Source organism: Streptomyces sp. NPDC026246 (assembly GCF_055567995.1).
The window spans coordinates 277535-297334 of sequence record NZ_JBVHPJ010000007.1; the positions used below are offsets into that span (position 1 = coordinate 277535).

Here is a 19800-nt window from a genome sequence, read left to right on the forward strand (position 1 = left end):
CGGCTTAAAATCCGCACGTCAGGGCCGCTGCCGAACCCGCCCCCCTTCAGGAGCCCCACCACCATGGCCGAACACCCCGCCTACCCCGTAGGCCTCCGCCTCGCCGGCCGCCGCGTGGTCGTCCTGGGCGGTGGCCAGGTCGCCCAGCGCCGCCTGCCCGCCCTCGTCGCGGCCGGCGCGGACATCGTCCTGGTGTCCCCGGAGGTCACCCCCTCGGTCCAGGCCATGGCCGACGCCGGGGAGCTCACCTGGCACCGGCGCCGCTACGAGGACGGCGACCTGGACGGCGCCTGGTACGCCCTCGTCGCCACCAGCGACCCGGAGGCGAACACGCTGGCCTCGGCCGAGGCGGAGCGCCGGCGGGTCTGGTGCGTCCGCGCCGACGACGCCGACGTGGCCACGGCCTGGACCCCGGCCAGCGGCCACAGCGAGAGCGAGGGCGTCACGGTCGCCGTCCTCACCACCGACGCGCGCGAGCGCGACCCCCGCCACATCGCCGCCATCCGCGACGCCGTCGTCGAAGCGCTGCGCGACGGAACCCTCGTCGCCCCGCACCAGCGCACCCGCACGCCCGGAGTCGCCCTGGTCGGGGGCGGCCCCGGCGACCCGGACCTGATCACCGTGCGCGGCCGCCGCCTGCTCGCCGGGGCCGACGTGGTCATCACCGACCACCTCGGCCCGCGCGACCTCCTCGCCGAGCTGCCCCCGAACGTCGAGGTGATCGACGCGGCCAAGCTGCCGTACGGCCGGTTCATGGCCCAGGAGGCCATCAACAACGCCCTGATCGAGTACGCCCGGCAGGGCAAGGCCGTCGTACGGCTCAAGGGCGGCGACCCGTTCGTCTACGGGCGGGGCATGGAGGAGGTCCAGGCGCTCGCCGAGGCCGGCATAGCCTGCACGGTCGTGCCGGGCATCTCCAGCTCGATCTCGGTCCCGGGCGCCGCCGGCATCCCGGTCACCCACCGCGGGGTCGCCCACGAGTTCACGGTCGTCAGCGGCCATGTCGCCCCCGACGACGAGCGGTCCCTGGTCGACTGGCCGTCCCTCGCGAAGCTCACCGGCACACTCGTGATCCTCATGGGCGTGGGCACGATCGGGAAGGTCGCCGAGACGCTCGTCGCCCACGGCAGGTCCCCGGACACGCCCGTCGCCCTGATCCAGGAGGGCACGACGGCCGCCCAGCGCCGGGTGGACGCCACCCTCGCCACCGTCGGGGAGAGGGTACGGACCGAGAACGTGAAGCCCCCGGCCGTCATCGTCGTCGGACCGGTCGTCACGGTCGGCCCGAAGGCCGTCGACCCCCTCCCGTAGGACGACGGGATCCGTCCCGAGCCGTCGCACCACTTCCAGGACAAGGCAGTACAAGGCTGTGGCCGATCTCATCACCGTCGAGGACCCGGACGACCCGCGCCTGCGCGACTACACCGGCCTGACCGACGTGGAACTGCGCCGCAGGCGCGAACCCGCCGAGGGCCTGTTCATCGCCGAGGGCGAGAAGGTCATCCGCCGGGCGAAGGACGCCGGTTACGCGATGCGGTCGATGCTGCTGTCGGCCAAGTGGGTCGACGCCATGCGTGACGTGATCGACGAGGCGCCCGCGCCCGTCTACGTCGTCGATCCCGAGCTCGCCGAGCGGGTCACCGGCTACCACGTGCACCGCGGCGCCCTCGCCTCCATGCAGCGCAAGCCCCTGCCCACGCCGGACGGCCTGCTGCGCACCGCCCGCCGTGTGGTCGTCATGGAATCGGTCAACGACCACACCAACATCGGCGCGATCTTCCGCTCGGCCGCCGCCCTCGGCATGGACGCGGTCCTGCTCTCCCAGGACTGCGCGGACCCCCTCTACCGCCGCAGCGTCAAGGTCTCCATGGGCGCGGTCTTCGCCGTCCCGTACGCCCGCCTGGACACCTGGCCCAAGGACCTGCGGCCGGTCCGCGAAGCGGGCTTCACCCTGCTGGCCCTCACACCCGACGAGCGGGCCCGGTCCCTGGACGAGGTCGCCCCGCACACCCTGGACCGGGTGGCGCTCATGCTCGGCGCCGAGGGTGACGGGCTGTCCACCCGGGCCCTGGACGCCGCCGACGCGTGGGTGCGCATCCCCATGTCCCACGGCGTCGACTCCCTCAACGTAGGCGCGGCGGCGGCCGTGGCCTTCTACGCCGTGGCCACCGGCCGGCCCACGGCCTGAGGGACGGCCCCGCCCTACGGCCGGTGGTAGAGGGGCGCCGGGTCCTGCTGCACCCGTTCCTGCCGTACGCCGGGTCCGTCGCCGCCGAGTCCCCGCGCCGGGCCCTGGCAGCCCTGGACCAGGGCGATGCCGACCGCGACCAGCAGGGTCACCACCACGAACACGAACAGCCGCTGGCGCAGCAGCCGCGGGTTGGCGGGCCGCAGGCCGGTTCCGGTGTTCCGCTGGGCGGGCCGTCCCGTGCCGCTGTGCGGGCCGGGCCGGCTGCCGGTGCCGGAGCGGGTCCCGTTGCGTCCGGTCGGTGTCGGACGCGTCCCGGACCGCGACGGCGTGCCGCCGCGGGCGGCGCCGGTACCGCGCCCCGAGGTCCGGCCGCGGGTACCCGCGCCCGCCGGACGCTGCGCACCGCCCTGGCCCCGGGGCCCGCTGCGCACGGCGGATCCGCCCGGGGAGCCCGGGCCGTCCTGGGCCGCAAGACCCTCGCCGGGCCCGGACACGCGGCGCGGCGGGGGAGTACCCCGGCCCCGCTGGGGCCCGGACGGCGCCTGCTGGCCCTGCCTGCCCCGGCCGCGGTCCGGGTAGGTGTCGACGGGCCGCTCGCCGTCCCCGCCGCGCGGCGCCGGCGGCCGCACCCCGGCGAGGTCCTGGGACTCGCGGGCCGCGATCTCCTTGAGCCGCAACGACAGTTGGAGCGTGCTCGGCCGCTCCTCGGGGGTCTTCGCCAGACACGCCCGCACCAGCGGGGCCAGCGCGTCGGGCACGCCGTGCAGCTGCGGCTCCTCGTGCACGACGCGGTACAGCATCACCTCGGAACTCCCGTGCCCGAAGGGCGAGTCGCCCATCGAGGCGTAGGCGAGCGTGGCACCGAGGGAGAACACGTCGGTGGCCGGGGTGACGGCGGCACCACGCACCTGTTCCGGTGCGAGGAAGCCCGGCGAGCCGACGGCCGTGCCGACATGGGTCAGCGTCGAGGCCCCGGTCGCCCAGGCGATGCCGAAGTCGATGATCCGCGGCCCCTTCGGGGACAGCAGGATGTTGGACGGCTTCAGGTCCCGGTGCACCACCCCGGCCTCGTGCACCGCGACCAGGCCCTCGGACAGGGCCGCTCCCACGGCGGCGACGTCGGCGGCACCGAGCGGCCCCTCCGCGGCGACCTTGTCGTGCAGGGAGGGGCCGGGCACGTACTGGGTGGCGAACCAGGGGCGGTCCGCGTCGAGGTCGGCCGCCACGAGCCGGGCCGTGCAGCCGCCGCGGATCCGGCGGGCGGCGGAGACCTCCCGGGCGAACCGCGACCGGAACTCCTGGTCCTCCGCCAGATCCGGCCGGATGACCTTCAGCGCGACCCGCTGCCCCTTCTTGTCGGAGCCCAGGTAGACCACGCCCATCCCACCCGCGCCGAGCCGTCTGTGAAGCCTGAACGAGCCGACGACGCGCGGGTCCTCGCGCCTCAGGCGCATCATCGCCATGTTCATCCCCGCTGCCCGGTCCTGTGACGAGCCACAGCTTACGTTTCCGCGGCCGTCGGCGCGCAGAGGCCGCGCCCTCTCAGGGTGATGGATTGTCAGTGCGGGGCGGGAGACGTGAAAGGTGGTCAGGGAGGGCGCCGAGAGGCGGACTTCGGTTCGCCGATGACCCCAACCACCCGCCACGGACGGGTGATTGCTCCTGTGCGAGGTGACGGGACGGAGACGGCCGTGGACGCGCGGGACGCACCCCGCACCCACGAGGCGGTGGCCGGCGGAGCGGGCCACCGGGTGGACACGGCGGTGCGCCGGGGTGCCGTGGAAGTGAGCGAAGTCACGCGGCGGTGGTGCTCGTGCGCCGCGTGGGCAGCAGAGGGAAGCCCTGGTGGAACGCCGGTTCCGGGGGAGGGGAGCCCGGGCAAAGCGGGATGACGCGGGCGTCCCGTCGGGGAAGACCCTGAGAGCCGTGCCCGCGTCTCCACCCAGGGGAGTACGTCGCGGGTGGCGGCTCATCCTCCGGGAGGCCCGGCAATCGGTACGAGGGCATGACGCCCGCGCGCCGCGCAGAACCTAGATTTGAGGTCAAGCGGCGGGTGGCAGCACTCGTCCCCCGAGGTCAGACGCCCGCCGCTGCAGACGACAACGGAACACGGTCAGGAGAGGACCATGGCCCACACGGCAGCGCGGACGCTGATCCGCGAGGAGGGACGCAAGGCGTACGCCGCCGCGTTCCGTCCGCGCCGCCAGGGCCGTCGCCACCCCGTGGTGGCGACGCTGATGGCCCTTCCCCTGGCGGTCCTGCTCCTCCTCGTCTTCGACGGGTGGGAGACAGTGGCCACACAGGCGTCGTCCGTGGGCGAGATGCTGGGGCGCTGAGCGGCGACCCCAGGCCCGGAAGAGCGGTCCGGGCGGGGACATCCACCCATGAAACCCCGTGGGGACGGGGGTGCGGCGGACGGCACAGATGCCGGCGCAGCTGGGGAGCTGCGCCGGCATTGCTGTTCCCTGGGGGCGAAGAACCCCGCAAGCATCCACGGCGGCGGGCGCGTCCGCCCCCTCCCAGGCCGCGGCGCCCAGAACCCGCCACCGCCCCCTCCCAGGCCGCGGCGCCCAGAACCCGCCACCGCCCCGCACCATGCCACCCGACCCGGCGTAATCTCACCCGGGACCGCCAGAACCCAGGCAGCAGGGAGCCCCGTGACGTCCGACTCCGGTCCGCTCGCGGCCGCGCTCCGCGCCGAGGCCCGGGCCGCCGCGCACGCCCGCTCCCGGGCGTGTCCCTGCGGCGCGGCCACGCTCGCCGACCGGCCCGACGGTCTCGTCGTCCGGCACGCGGACACCGTCGCCAAGGCCCACGCCCCGGACGCCCACCCGGCCGGGCTGGCCGGTCGTCTGGCTCTCGCCCTGGGCCTCCCGGGGATCTTCCTGCCCCCGCTCACCCCGGCACCCCTGGACCTGCACGACCGCCTCGTGACGTGCTGGCCGTACGGCGTGCCGGTGGACCCGGCGGACCCCGACGCCGCGCCCTGGGAGGAGACCGGCGCGCTGCTCGCCCGCCTCCACCGCGCGCCGGTCCCCGACGGGCTGCCGCCCATGCGCGGGCCCGCCAAGGCCGCCCTGGCCGTCGCCCGCCTACGCCAGGCGGTGCCGGGCCCGGCGACCGCCGCCGTCCTGCGTGCCTGGGACACCCTCCCGCCGTGGGCCCGGGCCGAGGCACCGATGCCCGGCACCGGCACGCTCTGCCACGGCGATCTCCACCTCGGCCAGCTCGTACGCCACCCCGCCCCCGACGGCCCCTGGCTGCTGATCGACGTCGACGACGCCGGCGTGGGCGTCCCGGCCTGGGACCTGGCCCGTCCGGCCGCCTGGTACGCCTGCGGTCTGCTGCCGCCCGGCGAGTGGTCCCGCTTCCTCGACTCCTACCGGCGGGCCGGCGGACCGGCCGTACCCGCCGCGGGCGACCCCTGGCCCGCGCTGGACGTCTGCGCCCGTGCCCTGACCGTGCAGACCGCGGCCCGGGCCGTGGTGAAGGCGGCCGCCGCGGGCCGCGATCTGGACGAGGTGGAGCGGGCGGTCGTGGACGCCTGTGACCGAATGGCGATCTCCCCGCCGCAGTTGACGCAGGTGAACCGGGCGTAGGGTGCAACCGACCACCGCGGGACGGAGTCTGTCCTGGCGAGAGGTGAAGCAGGACCGACCGGCGAGGAGTTGAACGACCATGCAGTGTCCGAAGTGCCACGCACCGATGCACACGTACAACCGCAACGGTGTCCAGATCGAGCAGTGCAGCGGCTGCCGCGGGATCTTCCTGGACTACGGCGAGCTGGAGTCACTGACCCGTCTGGAGTCCCAGTGGTCCCAGCCGGCGCCGCCGCCCCCGCCCGCCCCGCAGGCCTACCCGGCACCTCCGGCTCCCGCCTGGGGCGCCCCGCACGGCGGCCACGGCCACCACGGTCACCACCGCCACAAGAGCTTCGGGCACATGCTGTTCTCGTCCTGAGCCACGCGACGACGGGAGCCCCCGGCCGCGAACGGCCGGGGGCTCCCGGGTGGTGTGGACGATACTGGGATTGAACCAGTGACCTCTTCCGTGTCAGGGAAGCGCTCTCCCGCTGAGCTAATCGTCCTCGGGGCCATGACCACTGTGAGCAGCGGACCATGGGCACTGCGTGCGCGATACTGGGATTGAACCAGTGACCTCTTCCGTGTCAGGGAAGCGCTCTCCCGCTGAGCTAATCGCGCGGGACGGATCTTCACGATCCAGTGGACGATACTGGGATTGAACCAGTGACCTCTTCCGTGTCAGGGAAGCGCTCTCCCGCTGAGCTAATCGTCCTTGGAGGTGGAGACGGGATTTGAACCCGTGTAGACGGCTTTGCAGGCCGTTGCCTCGCCTCTCGGCCACTCCACCAGGAGTGTAGGGGGCCGGGAAGCCCCCTCTTCCTTCGAGCGGACGACGAGGTTCGAACTCGCGACCTCAACCTTGGCAAGGTTGCGCTCTACCAACTGAGCTACGTCCGCCTGTCGTTTCGGTCCGCTCTCGCGGCCCGGCGACGTGTTGAACTCTAGCGGATTCCGGTGCCAGTACAAAAACGCGTTTGCGCAGCGTGCTGCACCTGCCCTGCTCAGCGACGTCGCGAGGACCCCGCGCGGGACATCCCCCGGTCACCCGCGGGACACCCGCCATAGACTCGACGCGTGCTCGACCTCCCTCCCCTCGCCCGCTTCGGTGACCGCGTCGCCACCGGGCTCCTCGACGTCACCGACGACCCGCAAGCGCTGGAGTCCAGCGGGTTCTGGGCGGTCTGCGCCGACTTCGAGGGCCGTCTGACCTGCGCCCGCTTCCGCGACGTACGGACGGCGGAGGTGCCGCGGCCGGTGCCCGGCGCGTGGCGGGGCCCGGGGGCCGGTGACTGGACGTCCTCGCTGGACCGCGCCGCGTACACCGCGGCCGTGCGGCGCATCCGTGAGCACATCGCGGCCGGCGAGGTCTACCAGGCGAACCTGTGCCGGGTGCTGTCCGCGCCCGTCACCCCCGGCGCCGACGTCGACGCCCTCACCGCCCTGCTGGCCCGGGGCAACCCGGCCCCCTACGCAGGAACGATCCGCCTCCCGGGGCACGGAGTGGAGATCGCCACCGCCTCCCCCGAACTGTTCCTGCGGCGCGACGGGCTCACCGTCGAGTCCGGGCCCATCAAGGGCACCGGCCGCACCGAGGCGGACCTCCTGGAGAAGGACTACGCCGAGAACGTGATGATCGTGGACCTCGTCCGCAACGACATCGGGCGGGTCTGCGCCACCGGCACGGTCACCGTGCCCGACCTGTGCGCCGTCGAGAAGCACCCCGGACTGGTCCACCTGGTCTCCACGGTCCGGGGCGAGCTGCGGGAGGGGGCCGGCTGGGCCGAGCTGCTAGGCGCCGCCTTCCCGCCCGGCTCGGTCACCGGCGCGCCCAAGTCCAGCGCACTGCGGATCATCGACGCCCTGGAGACGGCGCCCCGGGGGCCGTACTGCGGCGGCATCGGCTGGGTCGACGCCGACCGGGGCACCGGTGAGCTGGCCGTCGGCATCCGCACCTTCTGGATCGACCGGGCCGAGGGCATGCTGCGTTTCGGCACCGGCGCGGGCATCACCTGGGGCTCCGACCCCGAGGGGGAGTGGCGCGAGACCGAGCTGAAGGCCTCCCGGCTGCTCGCGATAGCGTCGGGAACGTACGAGGCGAGTGGAGAGGACCTGACGTGAAGATCTGGCTCGACGGCGGGCTGCAGGACATCGAGTCCGCCCGCGTCTCCGTCTTCGACCACGGGCTGACCGTGGGCGACGGCATCTTCGAGACCGTGAAGGCCGTGGACGGCCGGCCGTTCGCCCTCACCCGGCACCTGGACCGGCTCACCCGCTCCGCACGCGGCCTCGGCCTGCCCGACCCGGACCTGGACGAGGTCCGCCGCGCCTGCGCCGCCGTCCTGGAGGCCGTCCCGGCCGCCCTCGGCCGCCTGCGCATCACCTACACCGGCGGCCACGGACCGCTCGGCTCGGACCGCGGCGACCACGGCCCCACCCTCGTCGTCGCCCTCGGCGAGACCAGCCGCCGGCCCGACTCGACCGCCGTGATCACCGTCCCCTGGACCCGCAACGAACGCGGCGCCCTGACCGGCCTGAAGACCACCTCGTACGCCGAGAACGTCGTCGCTCTGGCCCGCGCCCGCGAACAGGGCGCTTCCGAGGCGCTGTTCGCCAACACGGTCGGGCAGCTGTGCGAGGGCACCGGGTCGAACGTGTTCGTCGTCCTCGACGGCGAGATCCACACGCCGCCGCTCGCCTCCGGGTGCCTCGCCGGCATCACGCGCGCCCTGGCGGTCGAGTGGACCGGGGCGAGGGAGACCGACCTGCCGCTGGACGTCCTGGAGCGGGCCGACGAGATCTTCTTGACCTCAACCCTGCGCGACGTGCAGGCCGTGCACCGCGTCGACGGCCGTGAGCTGCCCGGCGCGCCGGGCCCGGTGACCGCCAAGGCCATGCGGATCTTCGAAGAGCGCTCAGGGGACGACCTCGACCCCTGACGGGCCCGCGATATTCGGCTGACCAGGGCCGCGGTTGCGGGTAGAACACCGGTGATGACCACGACCCTGCGGCCGACCGAGCCGCTTCAGCGAAACGACGACGGCACGCGCTCGCGCCGCTACCAGGTGTGCGTCAACAGCCGTCCCGTGGGCGCGCTGCACCTCGGCACCCATCCGGTGTTCAGCGAGGCGGTGGCCCGGATCACACACCTGCAGATCGACGAGCCGGACCGCGGACGGGGCCGGGGCACGGTCGCCGCCCTCGCCGCCGAGGAAGTGGCGCGCGGCTGGGGGTGCCACCGGATCGAGACCTCGGTGCCGGCCGACTCCGAGGCCGGTCTCCGGCTCGCCGCCGCGCTCGGCTACGTGGTGCGCAACCGCGGCATGGCGAAGCGGCTCGGCGACACCCCGCCGGAGCTGCCCGAGGGCAGCCGCGCCCGGCCGATGACCGAGGCGGAGTTCGTGCCCTGGCTGGAGAAGGGCAAGGAGGCCTACGCCCGCGACTGGGCCGAGCGGGGCGTCCCGGAGGCCGAGGCCCGGGCCAAGTCCGAGCGCGACCACGCCAACCTCCTGCCCGAGGGTCTCGCCACCGACGGCATGCTGATCAGCGTCGTCGAGCACCTGGGCACACCGGTGGGCACGCTGTGGCTGGCGGTGCGCGCGGACGACGCCTTCGTCTTCGACGTCGAGGTGGACGCCGCGCACCGGGGCCGCGGACACGGCCGCACCCTGCTGCTGCTCGCCGAGGCCCGGACGATCGCCGAGGGCAGACGCACCCTCGGCCTCAACGTCTTCGCCGGCAACACCCCGGCGGAACGGCTCTACGACTCGCTCGGCTACGGCACGACGCTGTACGCCATGTACAAGCCGCTGCTCTGACCGGCCCGGCCCGAGGGCGCGGCGGGCCCGGGTCAGTCCCCTCCGCCGGCCAGCAGCCGGTCCGCGATCTCCTCGATCCGCTCGCGCAGCCCGTCCTGGCTCTTGCCGCCGTCGAGCCGCTCGCCGCCGATGACGTAGGTCGGGGTGCCGGTCACGCCGAGCGCCTTGCCCTCGGCCTGGTCGGCGTCCACGACCAGGATGTGCCGGCCGTCGATCAGCGCGGTGTCGAACTCCTCGGCGTCCAGGTCGAGTTCACGGGCCAGCTCGACCAGGAACGGCTCGCCCGCCCGGCCCAGCTCCTCGATGCGGCCCAGCAGGGCCTCGGCGTAGGGCCACCCCCGGCCCTGCTCCCAGGCCTCCTCGGCGGCCTGGGCGGCGGCGAAGGCGTGCTTGTGCTTCTCCAGCGGGAAGTGCCGCAGCCGCACCTCCAGACGGTCGCCGTAACGGGCGCGCAGGGCACGCAGGTCGTCCAGGGCCGTGCGGCAGTCGGGGCACTGGAGGTCGCACCAGACCTCGAGGACGGGGGCGGGGGAGGACTCACTCATACGGACAGTCTCCCAGCCGCCGGGTACCGCGGTGGTGCGGGGGAGACCGACGCGGCACCGGCACCTGCGGAGGAGGCGACCCGGAGATGTCCCTGAGGTCCGCAGGGGGCATGGCCCGCCGGGGTGTGTCGGGTGCAGGATGGAAGGGACGAACCGCCCGACCGCGCACGCCTGGAGGACCCCGGATGATTGCCGAGACCGTCTGCTCCGCCGTGTCCGCGGCCGGCCTCGGCATCGCGGCCGTCACGGCGTACCGCAAGCGTTTCCTGGCGGCGGCCCGGATCGCCGCCTACTCGCTGGTGCCGATCGGCCTGGTCATGACCGGTGTGGTCGAGTGGCTGGCGGACACGGCGTTCAGCCCGGTCGCCTGGGCCGGCTTCGGCCTCCTGGGCCTCGCGTGGGTGCTCCTCGCGACGACCAGGGTCGTCGAGCGCCGCCGGGGCGGTACGCGCAAGGAGCGCAGGGCGGCGGCCCGCGCCGCGGAGCGGCCCGACGCGGTGGCCCCGGCGGCCTCAGCGCCCTCCCTGGGCCAGGGCTCGCGCCCGGCCTCGCGCCCCGCCGCCGCACCCCGGGGCGACGACGACTTCAGCGACATCGAGGCGATCCTGAAGAAGCACGGCATCTGACGTCCCGCGCGCAGGGGCGATGCGTCACACTGCGTCCCCGGGCGCGCGCAAGTGATCACAAGGCGAACCGGACCTCGCGGTTTCGACGCATCCCCGCGCGCAGGCCGGACGCTGATCGCGTCCGGCCGGGAGACTGCGTCATCATCGCCGCGAGATGCTCGACACCACGCAACGAAGCGACCCCGCCCCGTCACAGGACCAGGCCCCCGCCTTCCTCGACGCGCGGCTGCCCGCCCGGGACGAAGCGCCCGAACCTCTCGACGAGAGGCTCTCCCCGCGGGAGGAAGCACCGGCCGCACCGGCCGAGCGGTTCGCCGCACTGGACGAAGCGCCCGTACTCCTCCAGGAGCGGCTCTCCCTGCGATGCGACGCAGCGGCCGCGCTGGACGAGGCCCCCGCCCTCGTCGACGAGCGGCTCTCTCCCGGAGACGGGTCACCCGCCCTGCCGGAGGCACGGCGGGTGGCAGGGGAGGAGCCGCGCGGCTGCCTGTTCGCCCTCTCCCAGCCACCGCTGATGATCTTTCTGGCCGTGATCGGGACCCTGCTGCTCCTGGCCTCGCTGCACGACCTGCTGCTGCTGTGAGCCCCAGCGGACCCTCAGCCCGCCGCCTCCTTGCGGCGCGCCCGGTACGCGGCCACGTGCAGCCGGTTTCCGCAGGTCCGGCTGTCGCAGTAGCGCCGGGAGCGGTTGCGGGAGAGGTCGACGAAGGCGCGCCGGCAGTCGGGCGCCTCACAGCGCCGCAGCCGCTCCTGCTCCCCGGCGACCACGAAGAACGCCAGGGCCATCCCGCAGTCCGCCGCCAGGTGGTCGGCCACGGAGGCGCCTGGGGCGAAGTAGTGGACATGCCAGTCGTAGCCGTCGTGGTCGGTGAGACGGGGCGTGGTGCCCGCGGCCGCGACCAGTTCGTTGATCAGCACCGCGGAGGCCCGGGCGTCCGGTGCGGCGAACACCGCGGCGAAGCGTCCGCGGATCTTGCGCACCGCGGAGAGGTCGAACTCCGAGAGCACTCCGACGTCGCTGATCTCGTGGTTCCGGACGAAGTCCGCGAGGGTCGCCACGTCCGGCAGCCCGTCCGGCGCCGTGTCGTCGTCCGGTGCGGTGTTCACCAGGTCGACCACGGTGTCGAGGGCGCACCGGGTGTCGTGGGTGATCAGCACGATTCGCTCCCTGGCCTGAGGGTCGGGCGGGCGCCCGCCGATGCTGGCCGATGGTAACGGCTCGACCGCGGCCGGTCCGCCCTCCTGCCCGCACATGGCTTCGATGACAGAACGCCGCCGGGCCCGCCGCGGTTCCCGCACGCCCGCCCGGGACCCGGGCGCACGCACACCGGCGCCGCCCCGCGTGAGCCGCGGAGCAGGCGCCGGTGTGACCTGTATGCGGTTGTCCCGGCCCGAGCCGTCTCCCCGAGTCGACGGCGCCGGGCGGCTTGTGGGGCCTCGGCCTAGCTCTCCGCCAGGATGTGTGAGAGCTCCTGGTCGAGGTCGAAGTGCCGGTGCTCCGTGCCGGGCGGCACGGCGGCGTCTGTGCGCTTCAGGAAGGACTCCAGGGCCCGCGCCGGGGCCTCGAGCAGGGCTTCGCCCTCCGGTGAGCTCAGGGCGATGCACACGACGCCCTGACCGTGACTGCGCGACGGCCAGACACGGACGTCGCCGGTGCCGGTGGGGCGGTGAAGCCCCTCGGCGAGGAGGTCGCGGGCGAACACCCACTCGACGGTCTCCTCGGCTCCGGTGTGGAAGGTGGCGTGCACGGCGTAGGGGTCGGCCGTGTCGTACCGCAGGCCTGCGGGGACAGGCAGGGAGGACTCGCTCGACACAACGAGGCGCAGGTGCAGCTCGCAGCTGACCGTGGTGTTCATAAGCGCCAGGGCCTTTCGCTCAGTGTGCGCTCGGGGATTCGCACGTCGGCGAAATCGACATGCCACCTACGGTGCCGTTGTAAACCCCTCTGAGTGTTTTGCGTGCCTTTACGTAACTCTTCCGGCCGAGAGATCGTTCGCGTCGTGCGTCCATTCCGGTGACTGGTTTCGCTCGGGTAGTGTTCGTCCGTATGAATACGGGGAGTGACGAGCCGGGCGAGGTGGCCGTGGCGCCGGACGGAACGGGGACGGGCGAGGTGCGGAGCGAACCGGATCGGGGACTCGGTTCGCGGGCGCCGGAATTCGTCAAGGCGCGTCGTGTCCTGCACGTGAGCTGGCAGGTCGGCGTCTTCGTGATCGGCCTGGCCGTCGTCGTGGCCGGCATCATCATGCTCCCCCTGCCCGGGCCGGGCTGGGTCGTGATCTTCGGCGGCATGGCGATCTGGGCCACGGAGTTCGTCTGGGCGCAGCTGGTGCTCCGCTGGACCAAGCGGAAGGTCACCGAGGCAGCGCAGCGGGCCCTCGACCCCAAGGTGCGACGCCGGAACATCATCCTGACGAGCGTCGGCCTGGTGATCGTGGCGGTGCTCGTCGGGGTCTACCTGTGGAAGTTCGGCATCGTCATGCCGTGGAAGATCAAGGACCAGTGAGGGGCGCCGGGGTGCCGGTGCCGGTCACAGGCACCCCCTGACATGGGGTAATGTTCTTCCTGCGTCCGGGCGATTAGCTCAGTGGGAGAGCGCTTCGTTCACACCGAAGAGGTCACTGGTTCGAACCCAGTATCGCCCACCCGGATCACCGGCCCACCTGCGAACGCGCAGGTGGGCCGGTGTCGTGTCCGGCCCGCTCCCCGGGCACCGGTTCCACGCGCCTCGCTCAGGGTCCTCTCCCGCCTCCGTTGTCCCCGCGCCCGACGTCCCGCCTCGGACATCCCGTGGCCGAAAGGCGACCTCACCCGGCCATCCGTTTCCGCCCGGCGCCCCGTCTTCTTTCGGTCATTGTGACGATCCGTTAGATGCGGGGGGAGGTGCGGGGGATGCGGAGGGCCGCGCCCGGAGAATCAACAGGACCCTCGCGTTCTTCGAGGAGAAGCGCTCGAGGATCAAGGCGAAAACGGACTTCCAGCCTTATCTCGACTTCTGGAAGAAGCCCAACACCCCGGCCCCCGGCGGAAATTCGCGGACGTCTTTCGGAATGCGATCGGCTCCCACCCGAATACGCCGCGAAGAACGTGCTGCCGGATCTCGGTGAACAGGTCGGCGGCACCCCCTAGTACATCCTGCCCAGAGCGTCCCGCACCCGCCGCACCTCCCGCAGTCGCTGCTCGTACGTCGCCCCGAGTGCCAGCAGCAGGAGCCCGGCCAGCGCCGGGGGCGCCCAGCGGGGCAGGGCGCCGGTCACCTGCACGACGTACGGGGCGAGTTCGTGCAGGGTGACCAGGGCCAGCACCGTGCCGCCGAGCACCAGCGGGGCCTGGAGGTGGTGCCGGGCACCCAGGAGCGTGACGACCAGGGCCGCCGTGCCGAGCAGCAGCGGGCGCGTCCAGTGCGGATCGGTCCAGGCCGCGGCCAGGCTGGGCAGCAGGGTCGCGGCGAGCCCGGGACCGTACGCGGTCCAGGACGAGGCGAGCGGGTCGCGGCGCCGGCGCAGTACCCCGATCAGCAGGGCGGGGACCGTCACCGGCAGCGTGTACGCCTCGGGTGTGTCGACCTGCCAGGCTGCCAGGCGCACCCAGGCGGCCAGCACGAACAGGGCTGTGGCCGCGTACCCCACGGGACGGCGGTCCGGTCGCAGCGCGGTGCCCGCGGCGACCACCGCGCACGCGGCCAGTACCACGGCGAGCAGCGGCGGGTCGGTGACGGCGAGCCCGACGGCGAGGAACGCGGCGGCGGCACCCGCGGCCTCGACCGGAACCGTCGCGCGGGCCATACCCGGGCGGGCGGCCAGCAGGGCGGCGAGCAGGGCGGCCACCGCGGGAACGACCAGCACCAGCAGGGCGGTGCGGGCCGGCGGCCAGCCGGCTGCCGCGCCCGCCGCGCACACCAGGGCGGCGCCGTACACCAGGGCGGCCGGGGCCGTGAACGGGGTGAGCCGGGCCTGCCGGGAAGCGATCGCGAGCAACGCCGTCGACAGGGACAGCACGACCAGCGTCACGTTCCGCGAGGCCAGCGACAGGAGCGTGAGGTCCGCGCTCGTGATCAGCGCGAGGACCAGTGCGGTGATCCTCGCCTCGGTGCGCGTGGTCCGGGCGAGGTGCAGCGCAGCCGCCGCCACGACGGCCAGGACCGCCAGCCCCGCGAGGTACGGAACCTGGAGGACCGCAGGCAGCAGCAGCGCCGTCGCCCACAGCAGGCCCAGCGCTCCGGTCCGGGCGCGCGGACGCCACGGTTCGGCACGGACCGTCCCCGCGAGCACGGCCGCAACCGCCAGCAGCACCAGGGGAGCCGTCACGGCGTCCGACGGCCAGGGCGCCTCCACGGCGACCGCGGCCCGGGCGTCCGACGGCGCACCGCTCCAGATCCGCCCGAGCCACCCGGCCGGACCCAGCACCACCAGGGCGGCCACCGGCAGGACCGACAGCAGAGCCAGTGCCTGCACCGCGGCCGAGGCCTGGACCAGACCCTGCCGTATCGCCTCCGGCAGCAGCCGTCGCGTCCGCAGGACCGCCAACAGGGCGACGCCCAACACCAGATGAGCCGGCACCGTCCAGACGCCGGGAACTGCCGTGCGGACCACTCCGCCGAGCGCGGCGACCGTGAGCAGCCCCGACAGGGCCGCGAGACCTCGGGCATGCCACCCGGCCGGACCGGCGACCCGCCAGGCCGCGCCCAGCGCGATCGCCGCCGCCAGCACCAGCAGCGCACCGGCCCGGGCGGCCGCCACCGGGCCGTGGGCGGTCAACGACAGCCAGCCCGCGCTCAGCACCCCGCAACCGCCCGTGCCGTACGCACCGACGAGGGCGCAGATCCGCACCGCGGCGTCCGGCGCCCGCAGCGCCGGCACCAGGTCCAGTCCGGCCGTCACCAGCAGCGCGGCCGTGACGGCGTACGGACCGGCGTCCGTGGCCAGGGCCCACAGCGTCAGCGGCGACTGGGCCGCCGCCACGGCGCAGGGGAGGGGCAGACGCAGGGACCGCACCGCAGGAAGCAGGCCGTACGCTGCCCAGACGGCCGCCAGCACCGCCGAGGCGGCCGCCGCGTACAGGGTGCCGTCCGTGCCGTCGAGCGCCGCCTCGTGCAGCGCGTAGGCGTCGAGGACCGTCAGGGCGAGGCCCAGGCCCGCCAGCGATTCGGCCGTCGAGCGCAGGCCGCGCTTGAGCAGCGGCACAGGGGCGAAGAGCGTCGCGAGCGTGACCGCCCCCAGCACCAGCGCCCGCCCGGTGATGCCCAGGTGCCCCCAGCTGACCAGCGTGAAGACCGCGGCGGCGAGGATGAGCAGGATGCCGCCGAGCACCAGCAGCACGTTCTGCACACTGGGTGCCGCGGTCTCGGGACGGGGCGGTGCGGCAGCCTGGTGCGGCGCCGTCACGGGGCGCGTCTGCATCTGCTGCAGAGCGGCCACCAGCCAGGCACGGCGGGCCAGCAACTGGGCCCGCCGGGCGTCCAGTCGGTGCAGTTCGGCGTCGAGGAGCCGCAGTTCCTCGGCCGGGGGCGGTTGGTGCGTCATGCTCGCAGTGTGGTCCGGGCCACCCGGCGTGCCATGAGTGCGGGTACTCAGGGGCGTACTCAGACACGGACCGGCGCACCGGGGGCAGACTGCGGACATGGACTGGAACCACTACCGTTTCCGCAGCCTGTGGCCCCTGCCCGCCCCGCCGGACGCCGTCTACGACGTGCTGTGCCGCCCGGAGGACTACCCGCGCTGGTGGCGCCAGATCCGGGACGTCGAACGGCTCGACGACACCACCGGCGTCGTCCGCGTCCGCTCCGTCCTGCCGTACGACATGACCTTCACGGCGCGGCAGACACGGCGCGAACCGGCGGCCGGGGTGCTGGAGATCGCGCTGTCCGGCGACATGGAGGGCTGGGCGCGCTGGACCGTCACTCCGCACGGCGAGGGCACCCTCGCGCGGTACGACCAGGCCGTGACCGTCCGCAAGCCACTGCTGCGGCGGTTCGCCGTACCGGGACGGCCGTTGTTCCGCGCCAACCACGCGCTGATGATGCGGTCCGGACGGCGCGGACTGTCCGGACACCTGGGAGCGGTTTGAAGGAAGCGTGCCGGGACCTGTATGGTTCAGTGCGTTCCCGGGCGATTAGCTCAGTGGGAGAGCGCTTCGTTCACACCGAAGAGGTCACTGGTTCGAACCCAGTATCGCCCACCGGAAACAGCCGGTCCGTCGCAGACGGACCGGTTTTTTCATGCCCGGGCGCGCCCCATGCCAGGTGCTCAGGCCGCCGCCGGCAGCTCCGGGCGCAGCGGCCACGCCGGATCCACCGCCTCGTCCACGCCGCTGCGCGCGAACCACGCCTGCAGGCCCCGGGCCTGCGCCGCGTGCCACACCGCCTGCAGCGTGTGCAACTCGCCCGGTGCGAGCCGCTCCAGCCGGGACGCGAACCGCCGGCCCACCGCCCGGGTCACCTCCAGCGCCGCCACCGCGTCGGCCGCCGCGTCGTGCGCTCCCTCCAGGGACACGCCGTAGTGCGCGCACAGGTCGGTCAGGGTGCGGCGGCCCTTGCGGTAGCGGTCCAGGTGCTTGTCGAGCACCCGCGGGTCGAGCACCAGCAGCGGGGCCGACTCGAACCAGCGCCCCAGCGCCGAGGCCCGGTGGCGGCGCAACTCCCGGTCCAGCATGGTCAGATCGAACGGCGCGTTCATCACCACCACCGGGCGGCCCACGTGCGCCTGCTCGGCCAGCGCCTCCGCTATCTCGAACATCACCGGTGCGGGCCACCGGCCGTTGCGCTGCAGATGCTCCTCGGTCAGGCCGTGCACCTCCGTCGCCTGCGCGGGCACCGGCACCCCCGGATTCACCAGCCAGCGGCTGATCCGCGGCCGGACGCCCGGCGCGTCCTGGACGACGACGGAGGCCGACACGATCCGGTCGGTCTCGACGTCGACGCCTGTCGTCTCCGTGTCGAAGGCGGCCAGCGGCCCTTCGTACCAGCACGTCGTCATACGCCCACAACCCCTCGTTCGCCTTCGGCAGTTGACGCACCGTCCGCTGCCCGATCCGGTGATACCCGGGCTGTTTGCGCCGTACGCCGGAAGGAGACAACAGGAGTACGGGTCTTTGCAGTTCAGCGGCCCGCACGGGGAATCGACTGTTCTGGAAGGCTGTTCGGCCATGGCCATAGCGCAGCCCGAACGGGGCGGGCTGCTGCCCGAGCGCACGGCTCCCACCCGCGGCTCTCTCGCCACCACCGCCTGCATGGAGACCCTGCAGGTCGGCTATCTGCACGCCGTCGCGGCCGCCGCCGGCTGCTCGCTGTCCCAGCCCTTCCCCGACAACGGCATCGACTGGCACGTCAGCCACAGCGCCCCCGGGCACACGGTCGACGACGAGGTCACCATCAAGGTGCAGCTCAAGGCGACCTACCAGGTGCCGCCCCACCCGCCGGGCCGAAGCTTCTCCTTCACGCTCGACAACGACCACCTGGTCAAGCTCGCCCGCACGCCCGTGACCGTGCACAAGATCCTCGTGGTGATGCTCGTGCCCCGCTCGCGCGACGACTGGCTGCGCGCCGGGCACGACCGGCTCGACCTGCGGCACTGCTGCTACTGGACCAACCTCGCGGGCCATCCGGTCACCGGCCGCCGCCGCACCACCGTGCGCATACCGACCGCGCGCATCTTCGACGACCGGGCGCTGTGCGAGATCATGACCCGGGTCGGGACGGGAGGAACACCGTGACGCACCGCCCGACGGAGGGGCCCCTGCGGCCCGTACGAGCCCACCCCGCCGAACCCGCCCTCGCCGGCACCGCCCCCGGTGGATCCGCCCCCGCGCCCGGCGACGTCGACCCGGCCGTGCTCGCCGCCCTGCTGCGCCGGCACGGCTGGCAGCGCCGCGGCGGCGCCCCCGGCCGCTACGGCCGCTGGACCCCGCCCGGTCCCGGTGCCGTCGGCACCAGCCTGCTCGTGCCGGAGAGCCGCGCCTTCCCCGACAGCGACGACCTGCTCGGCGAGGCCCTGCTCGCCCTGAGCCGCAGCGGATCACCGTGCGCCCGCGAGGTCCTCGTCTCCCTCACCGTGCCCAGCGACGAGATCCGCTGGTGGCACGACGTCCCCGCCGGACCGGCCGGGGCCGCGCCCTGGAGCGTGGAGGAGCGGCTGCGCACCGCCGCGCGCCGGACGCTGCTGGCGGCCGCCCTCGCCGGCCGGGCCCGGGCCGGCTACCACGGTGCCCGGCACCGGCGCGCCGCCGCCGCGTCCATGAGCCACGTGCTCGTCGGCTCCGCGAACGACGGCCGGCTCACCGCCTTCGTGCCCGTCGACGGCGGCCGCCCCCTGGCCGTACGTCTCCACCAGGCCCTGCACGCGGCGCGCGAGGCCGTCGACTACCAGCGCGCCACCGGCGGCACGGACGCCTTCGACGGCGCTGTGGAGGCCGGCGTGTGCCACGAACTGACCGAGGCCCTCGTCGCCCTCGTCCACGGCACCGAGGGCGCCCGGATCGCCGTCGCCTGGGCCCCTGCGGCCGGTGTCCCCGACGGCTGCGCGTCCGCGGCCGAACCCGTCGAGTTCTCACCCGGCGACCTCCCCGTCCTGCGTGCGGCGAGCGCCCGCTACCTGCGCGAGGAACCGTCCGTGTCCGTGCGGATCACCGGGACGATCACGCATCTGCGCAGGCCCGGACCGCGGGGCGCGGGCACCGTACGGCTGCGCGTGCTGGCCGGGGCCGAGGTGCCGCAGGTCCGGATCGCCCTGGAGGAGGAGCCGTACCGGACCGCCGTCCACGCCCACCTCGTCGGACTGCCCGTGCGGGTGCAGGGGCGGCTGGAGAGCCGGGGCGGGTTCCGCCGCCTCACCGGTGTCCACGGTGTCGTCCCGGTGCAGCTGGACGAGGCCGAGCGGGACCGGCTCATGAAGTCGCTCCGGGAGGACGGCGGGGCCACGGCCTCCTTCTTCGACGAGGCCGGGGGAGGGGTCCGCGGGGACTGATTTCGCGGGGGGCGGCCCCGGGTCGGTACGATCCTTACTCGTGCGCGCGCTCCGGTATGGCGCCGCAGCCCCCCTTCAG

General features: G+C 73.9%; 21 protein-coding genes and 7 tRNA genes. 17 read left to right on the plus strand and 11 right to left on the minus strand.

Features of this window, described 5'->3' with window-relative positions; all coding sequences use genetic code 11:
- Positions 1-63: 63 nt before the first annotated feature.
- Positions 64-1311, plus strand: coding sequence for a uroporphyrinogen-III C-methyltransferase (cobA, locus tag ACZ4M5_RS19770; protein WP_467738482.1), 1248 nt, complete (start codon positions 64-66; stop codon positions 1309-1311).
- A 58-nt stretch (positions 1312-1369) separates the two neighbouring features.
- On the plus strand, positions 1370-2188 hold the full coding sequence (locus tag ACZ4M5_RS19775) for a TrmH family RNA methyltransferase (protein WP_467738484.1): 819 nt from the start codon (positions 1370-1372) through the stop codon (positions 2186-2188).
- Positions 2189-2202: 14 nt separating this feature from the next.
- On the opposite strand, the gene ACZ4M5_RS19780 is transcribed toward ACZ4M5_RS19775, so the two are convergent.
- Positions 2203-3660, minus strand: a complete 1458-nt coding sequence (locus ACZ4M5_RS19780) for a serine/threonine-protein kinase (protein WP_467738486.1) — start codon at positions 3658-3660, stop codon at positions 2203-2205.
- A 195-nt stretch (positions 3661-3855) separates the two neighbouring features.
- On the opposite strand from ACZ4M5_RS19780, the gene ACZ4M5_RS19785 reads away from it, so the two are divergent.
- The 4 genes from ACZ4M5_RS19785 (at position 3856) to ACZ4M5_RS19800 (ending at position 6151) form a co-directional block, all read left to right on the plus strand.
- Entirely contained in the window at positions 3856-4083 is a 228-nt protein-coding gene (locus ACZ4M5_RS19785) for a hypothetical protein (RefSeq protein WP_467738488.1), read from the plus strand.
- Positions 4084-4317: 234 nt separating this feature from the next.
- Complete coding sequence (locus ACZ4M5_RS19790) at positions 4318-4527, plus strand: hypothetical protein (RefSeq protein ID WP_369197422.1); 210 nt, start codon at positions 4318-4320, stop codon at positions 4525-4527.
- Between the two features lie 321 nt (positions 4528-4848).
- Positions 4849-5790, plus strand: a complete 942-nt coding sequence (locus ACZ4M5_RS19795) for a phosphotransferase family protein (protein ID WP_467738490.1) — start codon at positions 4849-4851, stop codon at positions 5788-5790.
- 79 nt (positions 5791-5869) lie between these two features.
- Complete coding sequence (locus tag ACZ4M5_RS19800) at positions 5870-6151, plus strand: TFIIB-type zinc ribbon-containing protein (protein ID WP_398110663.1); 282 nt, start codon at positions 5870-5872, stop codon at positions 6149-6151.
- Positions 6152-6206: 55 nt separating this feature from the next.
- Here the strand turns inward: ACZ4M5_RS19800 and ACZ4M5_RS19805 are convergent.
- The 5 genes from ACZ4M5_RS19805 to ACZ4M5_RS19825 form a co-directional block, all read right to left on the minus strand.
- Positions 6207-6278 (minus strand) — tRNA-Val (locus tag ACZ4M5_RS19805).
- A gap of 43 nt (positions 6279-6321) precedes the next feature.
- Positions 6322-6393 (minus strand) — tRNA-Val (locus tag ACZ4M5_RS19810).
- 22 nt (positions 6394-6415) lie between these two features.
- A tRNA-Val gene (locus ACZ4M5_RS19815) sits at positions 6416-6487 on the minus strand.
- 1 nt (position 6488) lies between these two features.
- Positions 6489-6562: transfer RNA gene (locus ACZ4M5_RS19820), tRNA-Cys, on the minus strand.
- 37 nt (positions 6563-6599) lie between these two features.
- Positions 6600-6672, minus strand: a tRNA-Gly gene (locus tag ACZ4M5_RS19825).
- Between the two features lie 177 nt (positions 6673-6849).
- Here ACZ4M5_RS19825 and ACZ4M5_RS19830 point away from each other — a divergent pair.
- The 3 genes from ACZ4M5_RS19830 to ACZ4M5_RS19840 are packed head-to-tail and all read left to right on the plus strand — an operon-like array spanning position 6850 to position 9590.
- A complete protein-coding gene (locus ACZ4M5_RS19830) occupies positions 6850-7893 on the plus strand; it encodes a chorismate-binding protein (protein WP_467738493.1) in 1044 nt (347 codons plus the stop codon).
- Positions 7890-8711: an aminotransferase class IV gene (locus tag ACZ4M5_RS19835; protein ID WP_467738495.1), complete on the plus strand. Its 822-nt coding sequence runs from the start codon at positions 7890-7892 to the stop codon at positions 8709-8711. Before ACZ4M5_RS19830 ends, ACZ4M5_RS19835 begins: the two co-directional genes overlap by 4 nt.
- Before the next feature lie 54 nt (positions 8712-8765).
- On the plus strand, positions 8766-9590 hold the full coding sequence (locus ACZ4M5_RS19840; protein WP_467738497.1) for a GNAT family N-acetyltransferase: 825 nt from the start codon (positions 8766-8768) through the stop codon (positions 9588-9590).
- Between the two features lie 32 nt (positions 9591-9622).
- Here ACZ4M5_RS19840 and ACZ4M5_RS19845 read toward each other — a convergent pair whose 3' ends face one another.
- Complete coding sequence (locus ACZ4M5_RS19845; RefSeq protein ID WP_467738499.1) at positions 9623-10135, minus strand: DsbA family protein; 513 nt, start codon at positions 10133-10135, stop codon at positions 9623-9625.
- Positions 10136-10320: 185 nt separating this feature from the next.
- On the opposite strand from ACZ4M5_RS19845, the gene ACZ4M5_RS19850 reads away from it, so the two are divergent.
- Together ACZ4M5_RS19850 and ACZ4M5_RS19855 are read left to right on the plus strand one after the other, a co-directional pair.
- Positions 10321-10761, plus strand: coding sequence for a hypothetical protein (locus tag ACZ4M5_RS19850; RefSeq protein WP_467738501.1), 441 nt, complete (start codon positions 10321-10323; stop codon positions 10759-10761).
- Positions 10762-10915: 154 nt separating this feature from the next.
- A complete protein-coding gene (locus ACZ4M5_RS19855) occupies positions 10916-11344 on the plus strand; it encodes a hypothetical protein (RefSeq protein ID WP_467738760.1) in 429 nt (142 codons plus the stop codon).
- A gap of 14 nt (positions 11345-11358) precedes the next feature.
- Here the strand turns inward: ACZ4M5_RS19855 and ACZ4M5_RS19860 are convergent, their stop codons facing one another.
- Positions 11359-11919 (minus strand): CGNR zinc finger domain-containing protein, encoded by a 561-nt coding sequence (locus ACZ4M5_RS19860; RefSeq protein WP_467738503.1) that lies wholly within the window; start codon positions 11917-11919, stop codon positions 11359-11361.
- A gap of 284 nt (positions 11920-12203) precedes the next feature.
- Entirely contained in the window at positions 12204-12617 is a 414-nt protein-coding gene (locus ACZ4M5_RS19865; protein ID WP_004002642.1) for an SsgA family sporulation/cell division regulator, read from the minus strand.
- A 191-nt stretch (positions 12618-12808) separates the two neighbouring features.
- On the opposite strand from ACZ4M5_RS19865, the gene ACZ4M5_RS19870 reads away from it, so the two are divergent.
- Together ACZ4M5_RS19870 and ACZ4M5_RS19875 are read left to right on the plus strand one after the other, a co-directional pair.
- The gene (locus tag ACZ4M5_RS19870) at positions 12809-13267 is read left to right on the plus strand and encodes a TIGR02611 family protein (RefSeq protein ID WP_467738505.1); all 459 of its coding nucleotides are present in this window, start codon (positions 12809-12811) and stop codon (positions 13265-13267) included.
- Between the two features lie 67 nt (positions 13268-13334).
- A tRNA-Val gene (locus tag ACZ4M5_RS19875) sits at positions 13335-13406 on the plus strand.
- Between the two features lie 480 nt (positions 13407-13886).
- Here ACZ4M5_RS19875 and ACZ4M5_RS19880 read toward each other — a convergent pair.
- A complete protein-coding gene (locus tag ACZ4M5_RS19880; RefSeq protein WP_467738507.1) occupies positions 13887-16283 on the minus strand; it encodes an SCO7613 C-terminal domain-containing membrane protein in 2397 nt (798 codons plus the stop codon).
- A gap of 97 nt (positions 16284-16380) precedes the next feature.
- Between ACZ4M5_RS19880 and ACZ4M5_RS19885 the strand changes: the two genes are divergently transcribed.
- Entirely contained in the window at positions 16381-16827 is a 447-nt protein-coding gene (locus ACZ4M5_RS19885) for an SRPBCC family protein (protein ID WP_467738509.1), read from the plus strand.
- Between the two features lie 39 nt (positions 16828-16866).
- Positions 16867-16938, plus strand: a tRNA-Val gene (locus ACZ4M5_RS19890).
- A gap of 68 nt (positions 16939-17006) precedes the next feature.
- Here ACZ4M5_RS19890 and ACZ4M5_RS19895 read toward each other — a convergent pair.
- The gene (locus tag ACZ4M5_RS19895) at positions 17007-17735 is read right to left on the minus strand and encodes an exonuclease domain-containing protein (RefSeq protein WP_467738511.1); all 729 of its coding nucleotides are present in this window, start codon (positions 17733-17735) and stop codon (positions 17007-17009) included.
- 169 nt (positions 17736-17904) lie between these two features.
- Here ACZ4M5_RS19895 and ACZ4M5_RS19900 point away from each other — a divergent pair, with 169 nt between their 5' ends.
- Together ACZ4M5_RS19900 and ACZ4M5_RS19905 are read left to right on the plus strand one after the other, a co-directional pair.
- Complete coding sequence (locus ACZ4M5_RS19900) at positions 17905-18471, plus strand: DUF4365 domain-containing protein (RefSeq protein WP_467738513.1); 567 nt, start codon at positions 17905-17907, stop codon at positions 18469-18471.
- Positions 18468-19721 carry a hypothetical protein gene (locus ACZ4M5_RS19905; protein WP_467738515.1) on the plus strand — a complete coding sequence of 418 codons (1254 nt, stop codon included), beginning with the start codon at positions 18468-18470 and terminating at the stop codon, positions 19719-19721. The genes ACZ4M5_RS19900 and ACZ4M5_RS19905 overlap by 4 nt, the downstream gene beginning before the upstream one ends.
- Positions 19722-19800: the final 79 nt, after the last annotated feature.

Excerpts from the sequence above, each read along its gene's own strand:
- ACZ4M5_RS19850 (WP_467738501.1), top strand. The coding sequence starts at position 10,321 with ATGATTGCCGAGACCGTCTGCTCCGCCGTGTCCGCGGCCGGCCTCGGC.
- ACZ4M5_RS19880 (WP_467738507.1), bottom strand. The coding sequence starts at position 16,283 with ATGACGCACCAACCGCCCCCGGCCGAGGAACTGCGGCTCCTCGACGCC.
- ACZ4M5_RS19790 (WP_369197422.1), top strand. The coding sequence starts at position 4,318 with ATGGCCCACACGGCAGCGCGGACGCTGATCCGCGAGGAGGGACGCAAG.
- ACZ4M5_RS19885 (WP_467738509.1), top strand. The coding sequence starts at position 16,381 with ATGGACTGGAACCACTACCGTTTCCGCAGCCTGTGGCCCCTGCCCGCC.
- ACZ4M5_RS19845 (WP_467738499.1), bottom strand. The coding sequence starts at position 10,135 with ATGAGTGAGTCCTCCCCCGCCCCCGTCCTCGAGGTCTGGTGCGACCTC.
- ACZ4M5_RS19865 (WP_004002642.1), bottom strand. The coding sequence starts at position 12,617 with ATGAACACCACGGTCAGCTGCGAGCTGCACCTGCGCCTCGTTGTGTCG.
- ACZ4M5_RS19870 (WP_467738505.1), top strand. The coding sequence starts at position 12,809 with ATGAATACGGGGAGTGACGAGCCGGGCGAGGTGGCCGTGGCGCCGGAC.
- ACZ4M5_RS19855 (WP_467738760.1), top strand. The coding sequence starts at position 10,916 with ATGCTCGACACCACGCAACGAAGCGACCCCGCCCCGTCACAGGACCAG.
- ACZ4M5_RS19895 (WP_467738511.1), bottom strand. The coding sequence starts at position 17,735 with ATGACGACGTGCTGGTACGAAGGGCCGCTGGCCGCCTTCGACACGGAG.
- ACZ4M5_RS19800 (WP_398110663.1), top strand. The coding sequence starts at position 5,870 with ATGCAGTGTCCGAAGTGCCACGCACCGATGCACACGTACAACCGCAAC.
- cobA (WP_467738482.1), top strand. The coding sequence starts at position 64 with ATGGCCGAACACCCCGCCTACCCCGTAGGCCTCCGCCTCGCCGGCCGC.
- ACZ4M5_RS19900 (WP_467738513.1), top strand. The coding sequence starts at position 17,905 with ATGGCCATAGCGCAGCCCGAACGGGGCGGGCTGCTGCCCGAGCGCACG.
- ACZ4M5_RS19780 (WP_467738486.1), bottom strand. The coding sequence starts at position 3,660 with ATGAACATGGCGATGATGCGCCTGAGGCGCGAGGACCCGCGCGTCGTC.
- ACZ4M5_RS19840 (WP_467738497.1), top strand. The coding sequence starts at position 8,766 with ATGACCACGACCCTGCGGCCGACCGAGCCGCTTCAGCGAAACGACGAC.